We start from the raw sequence: 15697 nt of genomic DNA, 5'->3' as shown, positions 1-15697 counted from the left end.
CACCCCTTTTTGTGTGGGGGAGATGGGGGTGGGGGGAGCTTATTGATAGGGGGCGGGCTACCCAAATCCCGTCATCCTGGGCTCGACCCAGGATCCAGAACCATGCACGTTCCGATTGTGGCTCTGGGTCCTGACTTTCGTCAGGATGACGGAGTGGGTGGGGTTAGCCCGCCCGCGCTGCCGCTACGGCCTTTTGCAGGTCTTCGAGCGGCAGCGCGCCGGACAGGACTCGGTCGCCGACGACCCAGCTCGGGGTGCCGGTCAGGCCGAGCTTGGCGGCGGTTTCCATGTTCTTGGCGATCTCGGCGTCGGCGGTCTTCGTGAAGCCCGCCTGCGAGAGGTCGACCCCGGCCTTGCCCGCCGCTGCGGCGATCGAGGCGTCGCTGACCGGGCCGCCGGCGTAGAGCGCGTCGTGGAACGGGGCGAACTTGCCCTGCTGTGCTGCCGCCAAGCTCGCGCGTGCGGCAATGCGGCTTTCGGCGCTGAGGATCGGGAGTTCGCGGAAGACGACGCGGACCTTGGGATCGGCGGCGATCAGCTTGGCGATCATCGGCAGGCTCGCACGGCAATAGCCGCAATTGTAATCGAAATACTCGACCAGCGTGACGTCGCCCTTGGGATTGCCCGCCCAGGCGCTGCCGAACGGCGTGAGAATCGCATCGCGGTTCGCGGTGACGGTTTTGCCGGACTCGCGGTCGCGCAGCTTCTCCATCGCCTCGGGGAGGATTTCGGGGTGCGCCAGCACGTAATCGTGGACGATCGATTCGACCTGCGCGCGCTCGACGCCGCCGCCTTGCCGATCGAAACCCCAGACCGCGAGGCCTCCGATGACGGCGCCGGCGACAGCGATCGCCGGGAATGTGAATTTGCTCATTTGCGGCGCTTATACTGCTTGGGATTGTCGTCCATCACGTTCTGCGCGGCCATCGCGATATCCTGCGCGCGGATCCAGTCGGTGGTGTTCGCAGGGATATTGGCGAGCGCATATTGCGCGCTGGCCGACGCGGTCCGCATGTCGCCGCCCATGCTTGCGCGCTCGGCGGTCGCCAGCGCGGCGCGCGCGGTGTCGCCGGTCAGTTCGTAGACCGTGCCGAGCTGCATCCAGGCGAACGGGTTCTGGTCGTCGCGGCCGACCGCGGTGCGCAGGACGCGAGTCGCCTCGGGATAGTTCGCCTTGTTCTCGGTCGCTATCAGCGCGTGGCCGAAGGTGGTCGCGATCAGCGGGTTGTTGCGCGAGCCTTCGGTCGCCTCGCGCAACGGCACCAGAGCGTCGGTCGGCTTGCCCGCCTCGAGCAGGATCTGACCCTTGATCTCGAGGAAATAGGGGTCGGTCGGCTCGGCCTTCACCAGCGCGTTCGCCTCGGCATCGGCTTTCTCGGGGTAGCCGGCCTTGTGATAGGCATAGGCGCGGGCGTAGTGCGCGTAGATCGACTGGTTGCTGGGCGGAAACGCTTGCAGCGTCTGGTCGGCGGGCAGGACGTAGCCGGCGAGTTTCGCCTTCACGCGGCGGAAGCGTTCCTCGAGCGCGGCATCGGGCTTGTTGGCCCAGGCGGGCGAGGCTTGCAGATCGGCGGTGAGCGTCGCGACGCGCTCGCCCGACAGAGGATGCGACTGCATGAACGGATCGATGTTCGCGGTGCCGAAGCGATATTCCTGCTGCTGCAGTTTCTTGAAGAAGCTGAGCATGCCGCGGCCCGAGACGTTGGCCTCGCGCAGGAATTTCGCGCCGGTCGCGTCGGCGGTCGATTCCTGGACTCGGCTGAACGAGAGATAGCTGCCCATCGCCGCCTGCTGACCCGCCGCCATGATGCCCGCGCCGGCTTCGCCGCTGCCCGCGGCCATCGCGGCGAGGCCGAGCACCATCGAGAGCAGGTACATGCCCATGGCGGGCTTGGTGCCGCGGTCGGCGAGGACGACATGGCCGTCGGCGATGTGGCCGAGCTCGTGCGCGATGACGCCCTGGACTTCGTTGGCGTTGTCGGCGGCCTGGATCAGGCCTGAGTGAACGTAGACGGTCTGCCCGCCCGCGACGAACGCGTTGATCGACTCGTCGTTGATCAGGACGACCTTCACGTCGCGCGTCGACAGGCCGGCGGCCTTGATGAGCGGGTTCGACATCTCGGCGAACATCGTCTCGGTCTCGGCGTCGCGAAGAATCGACTGCGCCTGAAGGGGTTGCGTCCAGAGGAGGAGGGCGGTGGCTGCGGCGGCTACGAAGCGCTTCATGCCGGGGGTTATCGTCGATTGGTGGCGGGGGGGCAATGGCTGGGGGGTTGGGTGTGCGTGGTAGGAGACGCGGGGTCGTTCGCCGCCCGCGCGTGTCGACACCCTCCCGCTGTAAAGGAAGGGGCGCTTCTGCCGGCCACCTCCCCGGCGAAGGCCGGGGCCCAATTGGGGGACGGTGCTGGCTGAGGGTGGCACTTCTTTATTGCCACCTTTCCAATTGGGCCCCGGCCTTCGCCGGGGTGGGGGGTGGGTGGGGGAGCGGCGCGACCCTCAGCACGCCAAACGTCCCAACTGCGCATCGCGCCCGCCTCCTTGTTCTCCCGCGAAGGCGGGAGCCCAGACTGTGTCCCCGCCTTCGCGGGGACACAGGTTTTCGCACAGGGAGCGGTTCACCGAGAGTGCTTGCCCTCCACAAACGAAAACGGGCGCGGCCTTTCGGTCGCGCCCGTTTCTTTGGTAACAGCGTCCGGCGTTAGCCGAAGGTGCGCTGCCACCAGCCGCGGCGGGGAGCGCCGTCGGGGCCGTCGTTGGTGCCATCGTCGGTGCGGTCGGTCGCGACGTCCTGCGGCTGGACTTCGGCCTTGGGCGGGACGGTGTCGATCGGCGTATCGAGCGGTTCGCTGGTCGGCGCGGCATCGCCGGCGTCGACCACGGCAGCCTTGCGCGGGCGACCGCGGAGCTTGGCGGCCTTGGCAGGCGCTTCCTCGACGACGGGCGTTTCGGCCACCGCGTCCGACGCCTTGCGGCGCGCACGCTTGGGCTTCGGCGCCGCAGCCTCGATAGTCTCGGCGGGCGTTGCGCTCACCTCGTCCATCGTCGCTTCGGCGATCGCCTCACGACGACGGCGGCTCGGCTTTGGCGCAGCCGGCTCGGCCGCGACGGGCTCCGGCGCGACCGTCTCGACGTCCGCCTCGACCGCGCGCGGCTTGCGACCGCGGCGGGCCTTGGGGGCTGCCTCTGCAACCGGCTCGGCGATGTTTGCCGCAGCGGCTGCTGCGCGGGCGCGGGGACGACGGCGCATCTTCGGACCGTCCGCGACCTCTGCGACCGGCGCCTCCTGAACGACCGGCTCTTGCGCCGGCTCGTAGGGGGGCTCGGCATAGGTCGATTCAACCGGCTCATACGCCTCGGGCTCGGGGGCCTCGGCGATCAGCTGGGCATCGTCGATGCTGCTGACGGCGACCGACTGGCCGTTCTCCGACCCCTGCTCGTTGCGGCGACCGCCACGACGTCCCCGACGACCGCGACGACGACGGCCTTCGCCCTCCACGCCGTTGGCCTGTTCGGCCGACATGATGGTCTCGGCCTCCTCGCCACCGCCGACTTCGACGATGTCGCCCTCGACCGCGTCGATTTCCTCGACGTTGGTGTCGGCGTCCTCGAACGAACCCTCGCCGTTGGTGCCTTCGACCGCGCCCTCTTCACCGGGACGCGCACGACCGCGACGACCACGGCGACGACGACGCTTCTTGCCGCCTTCACCGTCCGCATCGCGACCTTCACGCGGCGCGCGCTGCTCGCCATTACCTTCACGACCCCCCTCACGACGGCGCGGCTGCTCGGCCTCGGCCTCTTCGACCTCGTCCTCCTCGATCTCGTCCTCGATCTCCTCGGGGAGGTCGTCCTCGTCTTCCTCGATGATCTGGACGAACTTGGGTGCGTGCGCGGGCGGCGGGCCACTGGCCTCGACCGTCATGTGCGCGCCTTCCTCGTCCTGACCGGGGATGATCTCGACGATCACGCCGTAGCGATCCTCGATCTCGGCAATGTCCGCACGCTTGCGGTTGAGGATGTAGACCGCAGCCTCCTGGCTCGCGCGCAGCGTCAGCAGCGAGCCGCGACCGCGGGCGGCCTCGTCCTCGATGAGGCGGAGCGCGGAGATGCCCGACGACGATGCCGTGCGGACCAGCCCGGTGCCCTCGCAATGCGGGCAGGCGCGCGTCGATGCTTCGAGCACGCCGGTGCGCAGCCGCTGGCGGCTCATTTCCATCAGGCCGAACGACGAGATGCGGCCGATCTGGATGCGCGCACGATCGTTCTTGAGCGCCTCCTTCATCGCCTTCTCGACCTTACGGACGTTGGAATTGTTATCCATGTCGATGAAGTCGATGACGACGAGCCCGGCCATGTCGCGCAGACGCAGCTGGCGGCCGATTTCCTGCGCGGCCTCGAGGTTGGTCGCGGTCGCGGTCTGCTCGATCGAATGCTCGCGCGTCGAGCGGCCCGAGTTGATGTCGATCGAGACGAGCGCCTCGGTCGGGTTGATGACCAGATAACCGCCCGACTTCAGCTGCACGACCGGATGGTACATCGCCGACAGCTGATCCTCGACGCCCGCGCGCTGGAACAGCGGCACGGGGTCTGCGTAATGCTTGATGCGACGCGCGTGCGTCGGCATCAGCAGGCGCATGAACTCGCGCGCCTGGCGATAGCCGTCCTCGCCCTCGACGATGACCTCTTCGATTTCCTTGTTGTAGATGTCGCGGATCGCCCGCTTGATCAGGTCGCTGTCGCCATAGACGAGCGCGGGGGCCGACGCCTGCAGCGTGGCCTCGCGGATCCCGTCCCACAGGCGGGCGAGATAATCGAAGTCGCGCTTGATCTCGACCTTGCTGCGCTGGAGCCCGGCGGTGCGGACGATGCAGCCCATCGAGGGCGGCAGCTGCATGTCGGCCATGATCGACTTCAGGCGCTTGCGATCGCCGGCGTTGCTGATCTTCCGCGAGATGCCGCCACCGTGGCTCGTGTTCGGCATCAGCACGCAGTAGCGGCCGGCCAGCGACAGATACGTCGTCAGCGCCGCGCCCTTGTTGCCGCGCTCTTCCTTGACGACCTGGACGAGCAGCACCTGGCGGCGATGGATCACGTCCTGGATCTTGTAGCGGCGGCGCAGGTTCATGCGACGCTCGCGCAGGTCTTCGACCGCGGCATCGTCGCTGCTCGACTTGCGCTTGCGGCGCGGGGCGTCGCCCGCTTCGCCGCCTTCGAGCTCCTCGGCGACGTCGGGATCTACCCCGCCATCGTCCTCGAAGCGCTCGATATCGTCCTCGTCGTCACCCTCTTCGTCGTCCGCGTCATAGTCGGCGCGCAGCGCGGCCTCCTCGGCGGCATGCTCGGCTTCCTCGCGGAGCAGCGCGTCGCGGTCTTCCTTGGGGATCTGGTAGTAATCGGGATGGATCTCGCTGAACGCGAGGAAGCCGTGGCGATTGCCGCCGTAATCGATAAACGCCGCCTGGAGCGACGGCTCGACCCGCGTGACCTTGGCGAGGTAGATATTGCCTTTCAGCTGCTTGCGTTCGGCACTCTCGAAATCGAATTCCTCGATCCGGTTACCTTTGACGACGGCGATCCGGGTTTCTTCCCGGTGGCGTGCGTCGATCAGCATGCGCGTTGTCATTATAGAATCTCCGCGCGCGCGCCGGGCCTGTCGGCAGCCGTCGCGCGCTTGATGGTGGGGCGGTCGGACACGGACGTCCTGAGCCGCGGAAGGTATGCGAAACTGCCTCTGCTCGGTTTGCATGCCGCGGGAACTCTCCCTGCGGCGCCCGCACGACCGCGATCCCGTCGGCGAAGGCCGGTCGGAGAGCGGGGCGGGGGGAATGCGTCATTCGAGCGTCAACCTGAATTGCCGCGCCGGCGAAGATCCGCAGGCGGGCGTCGAGACCAGCGCGTCGCTGGTCAAAACCAGGCGACACACGGCTGTACGACAGGACTAGCACTGCATACCCGATCCCGCAATGCGCCACATTGTGTCGGCAAACCGCCCGCAGACACGCGCGCTTCACCGCGGAACTGGGGCAGCAAGGCGCAGAATTGCCGGAGCGGCAGCGCGTTGCCGGCAAATTCGTGGCAAACGGCAAATTAACCGCACACCGCAACGCGCCCTTGTGACACCGGGGCTTACCTGTCCGTGCAGCGATCGGATGTATCGATCAAAGGGGTGTAGCATGGATTTTCGCTGGACCGGCGGCACGTCCGCACGGCAAGGACGCGGGGTGTTGACCGTCATCGCCCTCATGGCCGGCTGGCTGGCGAGCGTGCCCGCCTGGGCGGCGACCGTGCAGAGCGTCGCGATCCGGGACGGGCGGATCGTGATCCGGTTCGATGAGGCGGTCGGCGATGCCGCCAGCCGCGTGCTGACCGGGCCGCGGCAGATCGCGGTCGACGTGACCGGCGCGACGCCGGGTCGCGAGGTCGCGGCGCGCGGGCTGGTGACGGGCGTCACACAAATGCGCAGCGGACATTCGGGGATGCGGATGGTGTTCGATCTCGCCGAGCCGGCGATCGTCACCGATGGCGGGTTTGATGCCGACGGCCGCGAACTCACGCTGGCGCTGCGCACGGTCGACGACGCCCAGTTCGCGCAGGCCGGGATCGCCGGGCCGATCAATTTCTTCCCTTTCAATTTCGGGGCGGCGTCGCGGCCCAGATACAAGGTGTCGGTGCCGGTGCCGCCCAAGGCGCGCGGGGTCCGGCTGCCACGCGTGGAGGGTGACGACACGCGGCCGCTGGTGGTGATCGATGCGGGACATGGCGGCGTCGATCCGGGTGCGATCGGGCCCAATGGGCTGCGCGAGAAGGACGTGACGCTCAAGGTCGCCAAGGCCATTCGCGACGAATTGCTGGCATCGGGGCGCGTGCGCGTGGCGCTGACGCGCAGCGACGACCGCTATCTGATCCTGCGCGAGCGGTACGGCGTCGCGCGGCGGCTGAAGGGCGATCTGTTCATCTCGATCCACTGCGACAGCACCGGCACCGAGACCGCGAGCGGCGCAACCGCGTACACGCTGTCCGAGGTGGCGTCGGACAAGGAGGCAGCCCGGCTGGCGGCACGCGAGAACAAGGCGGACGTGATCTCGGGCGTGAACCTGGGCGAGGCGCCCGCGGACGTGTCGTCGATCCTGATCGACCTGACTCAGCGCGAGACGATGAACGCGTCGGCGACGTTCGCGCGGTTGCTCGGGCGCGAGGCCAAGCCGCTGATGCCGCTCAAAGCGAACTTCCACCGGATGGCGTCGCTGATGGTGCTCAAGGCGCCGGACATGCCGTCGATCCTGTTCGAGACGGGGTATATCTCGAACCCGCAGGACGCGGCGTTCCTCGACAGCGCCGAGGGGCGGCAGCGGATCGCGGAAAGCGTGACGCGCGCAGTCGAGGTGAATTTCGCGCGGCGGATGGCGACGCGATAGGGTTTGGGGAGGGGGCAGCCCCTTCTTGTTCTCCCGCGAAGGCGGGAGCCCCCGTCTGGACTCCCGCCTTCGCGGGAGAACATGCTTCTGGCGGGCGTTGCGGTTTCCTCCCGCCCCACATCATGCCACAAGTCGCCCGAATTGCTTTGAGGCTGACGACATGACCGACGCGACGCGGGGCGCACCCGAGACGGGGCCCGAGACGAGCCCCGAAACGAGCATTCGCGAGCTTACCTTTCGCGGGATCGTGCTCGGCGGGATCATCACGCTGCTGTTCACCGCGGCGAACGTCTATCTCGGGCTCAAGATCGGGCTGACGTTCGCAACGTCGATCCCCGCCGCGGTGATCTCGATGGCGGTGCTGCGATTGTTCAAGGATTCGACGATCCTCGAGAACAACATCGTCCAGACGATCGCATCCGCCGCGGGCACGCTGGCGGCGATTATCTTCGTGCTGCCCGGCCTCGTTATGATCGGCTGGTGGCAGGGCTTTCCGTTCTTCACCACCGCGGCGATCACGATGTTCGGCGGCGTGCTCGGCGTGCTGTTCTCGGTGCCGTTGCGCCGCGCGCTCGTCGTCGACACAGTGCTGCCCTACCCCGAGGGGCGCGCGGCGGCCGAGGTGCTCAAGGTCGGCGCGGGTAGTCGCGAGGGCGGCGAGGAGAGTGCGCGGGGACTCGGCATCATCGTCGCCAACGCCATCGTCTCGGCGGGCTTCGCGATCCTGACTCAGACCAAGCTGGTCGCCGCCGAGGCCGCGACGTGGTTCCGCGTCGGCGCAGGCGCGACCGGGATTTCGGGCGGGCTGTCGTTCGCGCTGCTCGGCGCCGGCCATCTGGTCGGCATCTCGGTCGGCATGGCGATGTTCGCGGGCGTCATCATCGGCTGGTGGATCCTGCTGCCGATCCTGACCTCGGGCGGGAGCATCACCGGGACCGCGGAGGTGATCGCGACCACGGTATTCCGATCGGACGTCCGCTTCTTCGGCGCGGGCGTGATCGGCGTCGCGGCGATCTGGACGTTGCTCAAGATCGCAGGACCCGTGGTCGGCGGCGTGCGCTCGGCGCTGGCGGCGTCGGCGGCCAAGCGGGGCGGCGAAGTGCTGGCGCTGGAGGAGCGCGACATTCCGATCGGGATCGTCGGGATCGGTTCGCTGGCGATGCTCGTGCCGATTGGCATTCTGCTCTGGACCGTCTTGCAGGGCGGTCCGCTCGAGGCGTCGGCGATCGGGCTGATCGCGGGGAGCTTGATGTTCATTCTCGTCATCGGCCTCGTGATCGCGGCGGTGTGCGGGTATATGGCCGGGCTGATCGGTGCGTCGAACTCGCCCGTCTCGGGGATCGGCATCCTCGCCATTCTCGCCGCCTCGATCCTGCTGGTGTCGTGGTTCGGCCGCGCGGTCGAGCCGGGGACGACGCAGGCTTTGGTCGCTTACGGTCTGATCGTGACGGGCATCGTGTTCGGGATCGCGACGATCTCGAACGACAATCTGCAGGATCTGAAGACCGGGCAGCTGGTCGGCGCGACGCCGTGGAAACAGCAGGTCGCGTTGCTGATCGGCGTGGTGTTCGGATCGATCGTCGTGCCGCCGGTGCTCAATCTGCTCGGCAGCACTTTGGGGTTTGCGGGCGCGCCGGGGGCGGGGCCCAACGCGCTGGCGGCACCGCAGGCGGCGTTGATCTCGGCGCTCGCGAAGGGTGTGCTCGGGGGCAATCTCAACTGGGCGATGATCGGCTATGGCGCGCTGACCGGCGTGGTGGTGATCGCGGTCGACGAGCTGCTGGGCAAGGCGGGCAAGCTGCGCTTGCCGCCGCTCGGCGTCGGGCTGGGCGTGTATCTGCCGATGTCGGTGACGCTGCCGGTCACGATCGGTGCGGTCGTCGGCTATATGTACGACCGCTGGGCGGACCGCGCGCGCGATCCCGAACTGGCCAAGCGGATGGGCGTGCTGACCGCTACCGGCATGATCGTCGGGGAATCGCTGTGGGGCGTCGGCTTTGCGGGGATCGTGTACCTGACCAACCAGGAGACACCGTTGGCGCTGGTCGGCGACGGGTTTGCTAGCGTGGCGCTGGTGGGCGGGACGCTGCTGTTCGGCGTGCTGACGTGGGTGATGTACCGGCGGACGATGACGGCGTCGCTGTAGACGCGTGCCCTCACCCTTCCCATCCCGGCAAGAGCCGGGCGGGCCCTTCCCTCGCCCCCGAGGGGGGGGGGAGGGGGGAAGGTAAGCGTGTTTCCCCGCGAAGGCGGGGATCCAGACCAGGCTCCCGCCTTCGCGGGAGAACACGATTGGGCTGAGACCTTGGCCCATTCCACCACCCGGCGGAGGCCGGGGCCCAATTGGAAAGGTGGGAGTAACGGAGCGCAATCCGCCGCTATCTGCGTCCCCCAATTGGGCCCCGGCCTTCGCCGGGGTGGTGCTATCGCGTAGGATGAGTTGGCGTCCGTCTGAACGCCCCCTCACAGCATCGCGGCGAGCATGTCCTTGATCGGCACGAAGGCGAAGCCCACAGAGCTGTCGGCGATCCCGTACGGCATGAAGATCGTGTCGCCATGCTTCAGCGCGCCGCAGCTGTAGACGACGTTGGGGACATAGCCCTCGCGATCCTGGTCCTTCGCGGCGAGGATCGGTTGCTTGGTGCGGCCGATCACCTTCGACGGATCGTCCTTGTCGAGCAGCACCGCGCCGATCGAATATTTGCGCATCGCGCCGACGCCGTGAGTCAGCAGCAACCAGCCTTCGTCGAGCTCGATCGGCGGACCGCAATTGCCGATCTGGACCAGCTCCCACGGATATTCGGGCGTCAGGATCTTTTCGCCATCGTCCCAGTCGGTCAGCGTATCGGACTTGAGCAGGAACAGGTTCTCGCCGTCCTGCCGACCGATCATCATATACTGGCCGTTCACTTTCCGCGGGAACAGCGCCATACCTTTATTCCGCGCGGCGGGGCCGGTCATCGGCACCAGATCGAACGCGCGGAAATCGCGCGTGCGCATGAGCTCGGATTGGATCACCGAGCCGTTATACGCGGTGTAGGTGCCGATCCATTCGTAATCGCCGTTCTCGTGCTGGAAGCGGACGATGCGCAGATCCTCGAGGCCCTTCGACTGCGCCTGCGTGATCGGGAAGATCACCGTGCCGCTCAGCGTGCTGTCGCGGTGGCGATAGACGGTGACGGGGCCGATCGGCATCTCGTCCTCGCCGCTGCCGACCGCATCGGTCGCGGTCGCGAACGGCGGCTCGGGCGCGAGCTTCATCTGGTTTTCGCAGGTGATTATGCCTTCGCGGAACGCGACCGACGAGATGTGCCCCTCGCCGACCGCGCGCAGGCTCATCAGGATGCGCATCGAGCCCGGCGGCATCCCCGACTGGTCGAAATGCGGCACCGCGCTCGGGTTCATCAGCGCGGCGGCGGCATAGCTGTATTCGTGGCAGAAATAGGCGCCGATCAGCTGGCGCTTCTCGTCGCCGATCTCGGCACCATTCAGCCCGAGCATGTCCTCGATCTGGTCGTAGCGAGTCATGAATACGCGGCGCGTCTGCCAGTGGCGCGCCTCGAAATCCTTCAGCACGACCTCAAGCTGCGACCGCGCTTGTGCGGGCGTCATTTCCAGCACTTCGCCGACGAGCCGCTCGGTGCGGCTCGGCGCGCCGCCATGACCGCCCCAGGCGATGTGAAACGGCCGGACGACGACACGCGAAGGGTCCGCGTGCAGCCGCAGCTGGTGGTTGAACAGATCCATCGTAGCAGTGCCCCGCGTCGTTCCACTCAACGCGCCGTCAAGACCAGGACCCGCTGAGGTCCGGCTAAGCGACGACGCGGGTGGCTCCTGCCACGCTTTGCGCTGCTTTAGATACCCCTGAAATGGCGCAACTTGCGAGTTGCAGTGCCAAAATCGACTCGGCGCCCTGGTTTCGGTTGAGCCCGGTCGGCATCAGACCGTCATAGCAGCCGCCATCCGCGACGCTCGCGAGCGGCAGATCGAGGTCGTTGACGCCGAGGAACCAGCCATAGGCGCGCAACGCCTCGTCGCGCCAGCGCACGTCGCCGGTCGCGTCATAGGCAGCGGCGCACGCGTCGACGGTCGCCTGCGCTTCGAGCGGCTGCTGGTCGAACTGCAACGGCTCGGCATAGGGCCGGTTGAAGCTCTCCGACCCGACCGCGCGGAAGCGGCCTTCGGGCGAGGTCTGCTTGGCGACGATCCAGTCGAGCGTGGCGAGGCCGCACTCGATCAGGTCCTGACGCCCCAGCGTCTGGCCCGCCCGGATCAACGCCTGCGGGAGACGCGTATTGTCATAGGCGAGCACGATCTCGAACCACTGCCATTCGGGGCGGCGGGCCTTGGCGAGCAGGTCGAGATGGACCTTGGGGAACGCCTCGAGGATCGACAGCGACAGCTGGTGGCCGGGCTTGGCCTCGAGCATCGCCGCCGCGCCGAGCATCGCGAACGCCTGCGCACGCAGGCTGCCGAGTTCGAGCGCCATCGATGCGGTCGAATCGAACATCGCGGTCGCCCAGTCGCGATGCTTGGCCGCCTGCGCATCGCGCGCGGTCACGCCGAGCGACCAGAGCGTGCGACCGTTCGAATCCTCCGACCCCGCATCCTCGCACCAGGTGCGATCGAAATTCATGAAATTGCGGAAGCGGCGCGTGTCCGGGTTCCAGGCATATTGCACGAACGACGCGTAGATCGTCATCCACTTGTCGCGCAGGACCTCGTCCATGTCGGGGATCGCGCTCATCAGCATCAGCGCGCGGCAGTTGTCGTCGATGCAGTAGCCGTGACGGCGATCCGGGATCGAATAGATCGAATGCTGGAGCATGCCCGTAGAATCGCTCATCCGCTCGACCGCGGCGAAATCGGGCGCGAGCTGCTTGAGCGGCGCGGGCACCTTGGCAAGGCGGAACGGGCGTGCGGCCACGATCGCGCGGATTTCCGTCATCATCGCCTCGGCGAGCTTGGGCCAGATCATCGTGCGACCGCGCGCATAGGCACGCTCGGCCAGCCGGTTGCGATCGCGATCGTTCGACATCAGCGTGTCGATCTCGCGCGCGAACGCGTCGACATCGCCGAAGGGCACGAGCACGCCGTGGCCGTCCGCGAGGATTTCGGTCGCGTGGACGTATGGCGTCGAGATGACGGGCTTGCCGACGCCGATCGCGTAGCTGAGCGTACCCGACGTGATCTGCGCAGGGTTGGTGTACGGCGTCACGTAGACGTCCGCGGCCTGGAGATAGTCGAGCAGCTCGCCATGTTCGAGAAACGCATCGACGAACGCGACATTGTCGGCCACGCCCTTGTCGGCGGCGAGCGCCTTGAGCTTGTCGCGGTACTTCTCGCCTTCATAGGCGACGAGGTTCGGATGCGTGGCACCCAGCACGACGTAGAGCAGGTCGGGATGCTTCGCGATCACCGCGGGCAGCGCGTTGATGACCGTCTCGATCCCCTTGTTGGGCGCGAGCAGGCCGAACGTCAGCATGACCTTGCGGCCGTCCCAGCCGAACTTGTCCTTGAGCGTCGCGGGATCGAGCAGGTCGCGATCGGGCACGCCGTGCGGGATCATGACGACCTGGCGCGGATTGGCGCCATAGACGCGCTGCAGAATGTCGCGGCCACGCTCGGCCATGACGACCACGCGCGCGGCGCGGCGGAGCAGGCCTTCGAGCACGCGACGCTGGTCAGCGTTGGGCTTTTCGAGGATGGTGTGCAGCGTGACGATCACCGGCAGCGTCGTACGGTCGAGCAGCGCGAGGATATGTTCGCCGGCGGGGCCGCCGAAGATGCCATATTCGTGCTGGAGCCAGATCGCCTGCGCGCCACTCGCCTCGATCTTCCGCGCGGTGTCGATATAGGCCGACAGCTCGGGCTCGGGGATCGTCCCGGTGACTTCGGCCGGATAATCGTATTTACCGGGGTGATCGTCCATCGCGTAGACATCGACGGCGATTTCGGGAAAGCGCGCGCGCATGGCCGTGAAAACGTCGGTCGTGAAGGTGGCGAGCCCGCACTGCCTCGGCAAGAAATTACCGATCAGCGCCAGTCGCGCGATATTCCCACCGTCCGCCGGTTTCACCATACCCTGTCCCTCGTTTGAGCGCGCACTTCTGAGAGAACCCGGTCGCGCATCCATTTGAACGGTTCAGGTAGCATAAAGTTTCATCCCATACTGCAGTGCAGCACGGGAAAAATATCAATCCAAATCAATTTGATATTTCGCAAGCCCTATCCGCGGCCCCGGTACGACGCGACCCCCTGATCGGGCAGCCACAGATCCTGTGGCGGTGCACTCGATTGCCAGAACACGTCGATCGGAATTCCGCCGCGCGGATACCAATAGCCGCCGATGCGTAGCCACACGGGCTTCATCTCCTCGAACAGCCGCTCGCCGATGCCGACGGTGCAATCCTCGTGGAAGCCGGCATGGTTGCGGAAGCTGCTGAGGAACAGCTTCAGGGACTTCGACTCGACGATCGTTTCGCCGGGAACATAGTCGATCACGAGATGCGCGAAGTCGGGCTGGCCGGTGACGGGGCAGAGCGACGTGAACTCGGGCGCCGCAAACCGCACGAGATAGGTCCGTCCGGGCCGCGGGTTCGGAACATAATCGAGCACGGCCTCTTCTGGAGAGGCGGGAAGGGCGCTGTTCTGGCCAAGATGCAATGGGTTCTGGGGAGCGGTCATACGCCGCCATGTAGGATGCGATGACGCGCAAGAAAACCACACTCGTACCGATCCTCGGCGACCAGCTCACGATCGACCTCGCCGCGCTGCGCGGGCAGGATCCCGCGACGACGATCGTGCTGATGATGGAGGTCGACGACGAGACGACCTATGTCCGCCATCACAAGCGCAAGATCGCCTATATCCTGTCCGCAATGCGGCATCATGCCGAGGCGTTGCGCGCGGCGGGCTGGACGGTGGAATACACCAGGCTCGACGATCCCGACAATGCGGGCAGCTTCACCGGCGAGATCGCGCGCGCGGTTGCGCGGCACGACCCCGCGCGGATCGTCGTCACCGAGGGCGGCGAGTGGCGCGTGATGGCGATGTTCGAAAGCTGGGAGACGCTGTTCGGCATCCCCGTCACGATCCGCAGCGACGACCGGTTTTTGGCAAGCCATGCCGATTTCGAGACCTGGGCGGCCGAGCGCAAGTCGCTGACGATGGAATGGTTCTACCGCCAGATGCGGACGCGTACCGGGCTGTTGATGACCGACGGCAAGCCCGAGGGCGACCGCTGGAACTTCGACAAGGAGAACCGCAAGCCCGCCAAGAACGACCTGCTGATGCCGCGCCCGCTGGTGTTCAAGCCGGATGCGATCACGACCGAGGTGCTCGCGCTGGTGGCCGACCGGTTCGTCGAGCATCCGGGGAGCCTCGACGGGTTCGACTATGCGGTGACCGCCGACGATGCCGAGCGGCAGGCGGCGAACTTCTTCAAACACGCGCTGCCGCAGTTCGGCGACTACGAGGACGCGATGCTCACCGGCGAGCGGCATCTGTGGCACTCGATCCTGTCGCCCTATATTAATTCGGGTCTGCTCGATCCGCTCGACCTGTGCCGGCGGGCGGAGGCGGAATATCGCGCCGGGCGTGCGCCGCTCAACGCAGTCGAGGGGTATATCCGCCAGATCATCGGCTGGCGCGAATATATGCGCGGGATCTACTGGCGCGAGGGGCCCGATTACGTCGAGCGCAACTTCCTCGACCACCACCGCGAACTCCCCGGCTGGTACTGGACCGGCGAGACCGACATGCACTGCCTGCGCGAGGCGATCGGCCAGACGCTGGAGACCGCGCACGCGCATCACATCCAGCGGCTGATGGTGACGGGCAATTTCGCGCTGCTGATCGGGGCCGATCCGGCCAAGGTGCACCTCTGGTATTTGGAGGTGTATGTCGACGCGTATGAATGGGTCGAGCTGCCCAACACGCTGGGGATGAGCCAGTTCGGCGATGGCGGGCTGCTGGGCTCGAAGCCGTACATCTCGTCGGGCGCGTATATCGACCGGATGTCCGATTATTGCGGAACTTGCCGGTACAAGGTGAAGCAGCGGATCGGGCCTGACGCGTGTCCGTTCAACGCGCTCTACTGGGATTTCCTCGCGCGACACGAGGACAAGCTCGGGCGCAACAACCGGCTGGCGATGCCGTATCGCAACTGGGCCAAGCAGACGCAGGCGGACCGCGACGCGACGCGCGCACAGGCCGCGCAGTTTCTCGCCTCCCTCGACGCGAGCGGCCCCGCTGGCTACTAATACGTCAGCAAAAGGAGC

At 66.8% G+C, this 15697-nt stretch carries 9 protein-coding genes; 3 read left to right on the top strand and 6 right to left on the bottom strand.

Annotation, left to right across the window (positions count from 1 at the left end):
• Positions 1 to 163: 163 nt before the first annotated feature.
• The 3 genes from ASF00_RS15380 to ASF00_RS15370 form a co-directional block, all read right to left on the bottom strand.
• Positions 164 to 874, bottom strand: a complete 711-nt coding sequence (locus tag ASF00_RS15380; protein ID WP_055881237.1) for a DsbA family protein — start codon at positions 872 to 874, stop codon at positions 164 to 166.
• Complete coding sequence (locus tag ASF00_RS15375; RefSeq protein WP_055881234.1) at positions 871 to 2226, bottom strand: M48 family metalloprotease; 1356 nt, start codon at positions 2224 to 2226, stop codon at positions 871 to 873. The genes ASF00_RS15380 and ASF00_RS15375 overlap by 4 nt, the downstream gene beginning before the upstream one ends.
• A gap of 472 nt (positions 2227 to 2698) precedes the next feature.
• Positions 2699 to 5611 carry a ribonuclease E/G gene (locus ASF00_RS15370; protein WP_055881231.1) on the bottom strand — a complete coding sequence of 971 codons (2913 nt, stop codon included), beginning with the start codon at positions 5609 to 5611 and terminating at the stop codon, positions 2699 to 2701.
• A gap of 562 nt (positions 5612 to 6173) precedes the next feature.
• On the opposite strand from ASF00_RS15370, the gene ASF00_RS15365 reads away from it, so the two are divergent.
• Positions 6174 to 7415 carry an N-acetylmuramoyl-L-alanine amidase gene (locus ASF00_RS15365; RefSeq protein ID WP_055881229.1) on the top strand — a complete coding sequence of 414 codons (1242 nt, stop codon included), beginning with the start codon at positions 6174 to 6176 and terminating at the stop codon, positions 7413 to 7415.
• Positions 7416 to 7575: 160 nt separating this feature from the next.
• Complete coding sequence (locus tag ASF00_RS15360) at positions 7576 to 9561, top strand: OPT family oligopeptide transporter (protein WP_055881227.1); 1986 nt, start codon at positions 7576 to 7578, stop codon at positions 9559 to 9561.
• A gap of 317 nt (positions 9562 to 9878) precedes the next feature.
• Here the strand turns inward: ASF00_RS15360 and ASF00_RS15355 are convergent, their stop codons facing one another.
• From ASF00_RS15355 to queF, 3 genes are all read right to left on the bottom strand, one after another.
• Positions 9879 to 11162, bottom strand: a complete 1284-nt coding sequence (locus ASF00_RS15355) for a glycoside hydrolase family 130 protein (protein ID WP_055881225.1) — start codon at positions 11160 to 11162, stop codon at positions 9879 to 9881.
• A gap of 64 nt (positions 11163 to 11226) precedes the next feature.
• Positions 11227 to 13497 carry a glycosyltransferase family 4 protein gene (locus tag ASF00_RS15350; protein WP_055881222.1) on the bottom strand — a complete coding sequence of 757 codons (2271 nt, stop codon included), beginning with the start codon at positions 13495 to 13497 and terminating at the stop codon, positions 11227 to 11229.
• A 146-nt stretch (positions 13498 to 13643) separates the two neighbouring features.
• Positions 13644 to 14102: a preQ(1) synthase gene (queF, locus tag ASF00_RS15345; protein ID WP_055881218.1), complete on the bottom strand. Its 459-nt coding sequence runs from the start codon at positions 14100 to 14102 to the stop codon at positions 13644 to 13646.
• Between the two features lie 20 nt (positions 14103 to 14122).
• Between queF and ASF00_RS15340 the strand changes: the two genes are divergently transcribed.
• Positions 14123 to 15679: a cryptochrome/photolyase family protein gene (locus ASF00_RS15340; RefSeq protein WP_055881215.1), complete on the top strand. Its 1557-nt coding sequence runs from the start codon at positions 14123 to 14125 to the stop codon at positions 15677 to 15679.
• Positions 15680 to 15697 lie beyond the last annotated feature (18 nt).

The organism is Sphingomonas sp. Leaf34 (genome assembly GCF_001421805.1).
Lineage (GTDB): Bacteria > Pseudomonadota > Alphaproteobacteria > Sphingomonadales > Sphingomonadaceae > Sphingomonas.
The sequence above is the reverse complement of the archived record's forward strand: the minus strand, read 5'-3'. Positions and strand labels throughout refer to the sequence as shown.

Coding starts and splice junctions, on each gene's coding strand:
- ASF00_RS15380 (WP_055881237.1), bottom strand. CDS start 874: ATGAGCAAATTCACATTCCCGGCGATCGCTGTCGCCGGCGCCGTCATC.
- ASF00_RS15375 (WP_055881234.1), bottom strand. CDS start 2,226: ATGAAGCGCTTCGTAGCCGCCGCAGCCACCGCCCTCCTCCTCTGGACG.
- ASF00_RS15370 (WP_055881231.1), bottom strand. CDS start 5,611: ATGCTGATCGACGCACGCCACCGGGAAGAAACCCGGATCGCCGTCGTC.
- ASF00_RS15365 (WP_055881229.1), top strand. CDS start 6,174: ATGGATTTTCGCTGGACCGGCGGCACGTCCGCACGGCAAGGACGCGGG.
- ASF00_RS15360 (WP_055881227.1), top strand. CDS start 7,576: ATGACCGACGCGACGCGGGGCGCACCCGAGACGGGGCCCGAGACGAGC.
- ASF00_RS15355 (WP_055881225.1), bottom strand. CDS start 11,162: ATGGATCTGTTCAACCACCAGCTGCGGCTGCACGCGGACCCTTCGCGT.
- ASF00_RS15350 (WP_055881222.1), bottom strand. CDS start 13,497: ATGGTGAAACCGGCGGACGGTGGGAATATCGCGCGACTGGCGCTGATC.
- queF (WP_055881218.1), bottom strand. CDS start 14,102: ATGACCGCTCCCCAGAACCCATTGCATCTTGGCCAGAACAGCGCCCTT.
- ASF00_RS15340 (WP_055881215.1), top strand. CDS start 14,123: ATGACGCGCAAGAAAACCACACTCGTACCGATCCTCGGCGACCAGCTC.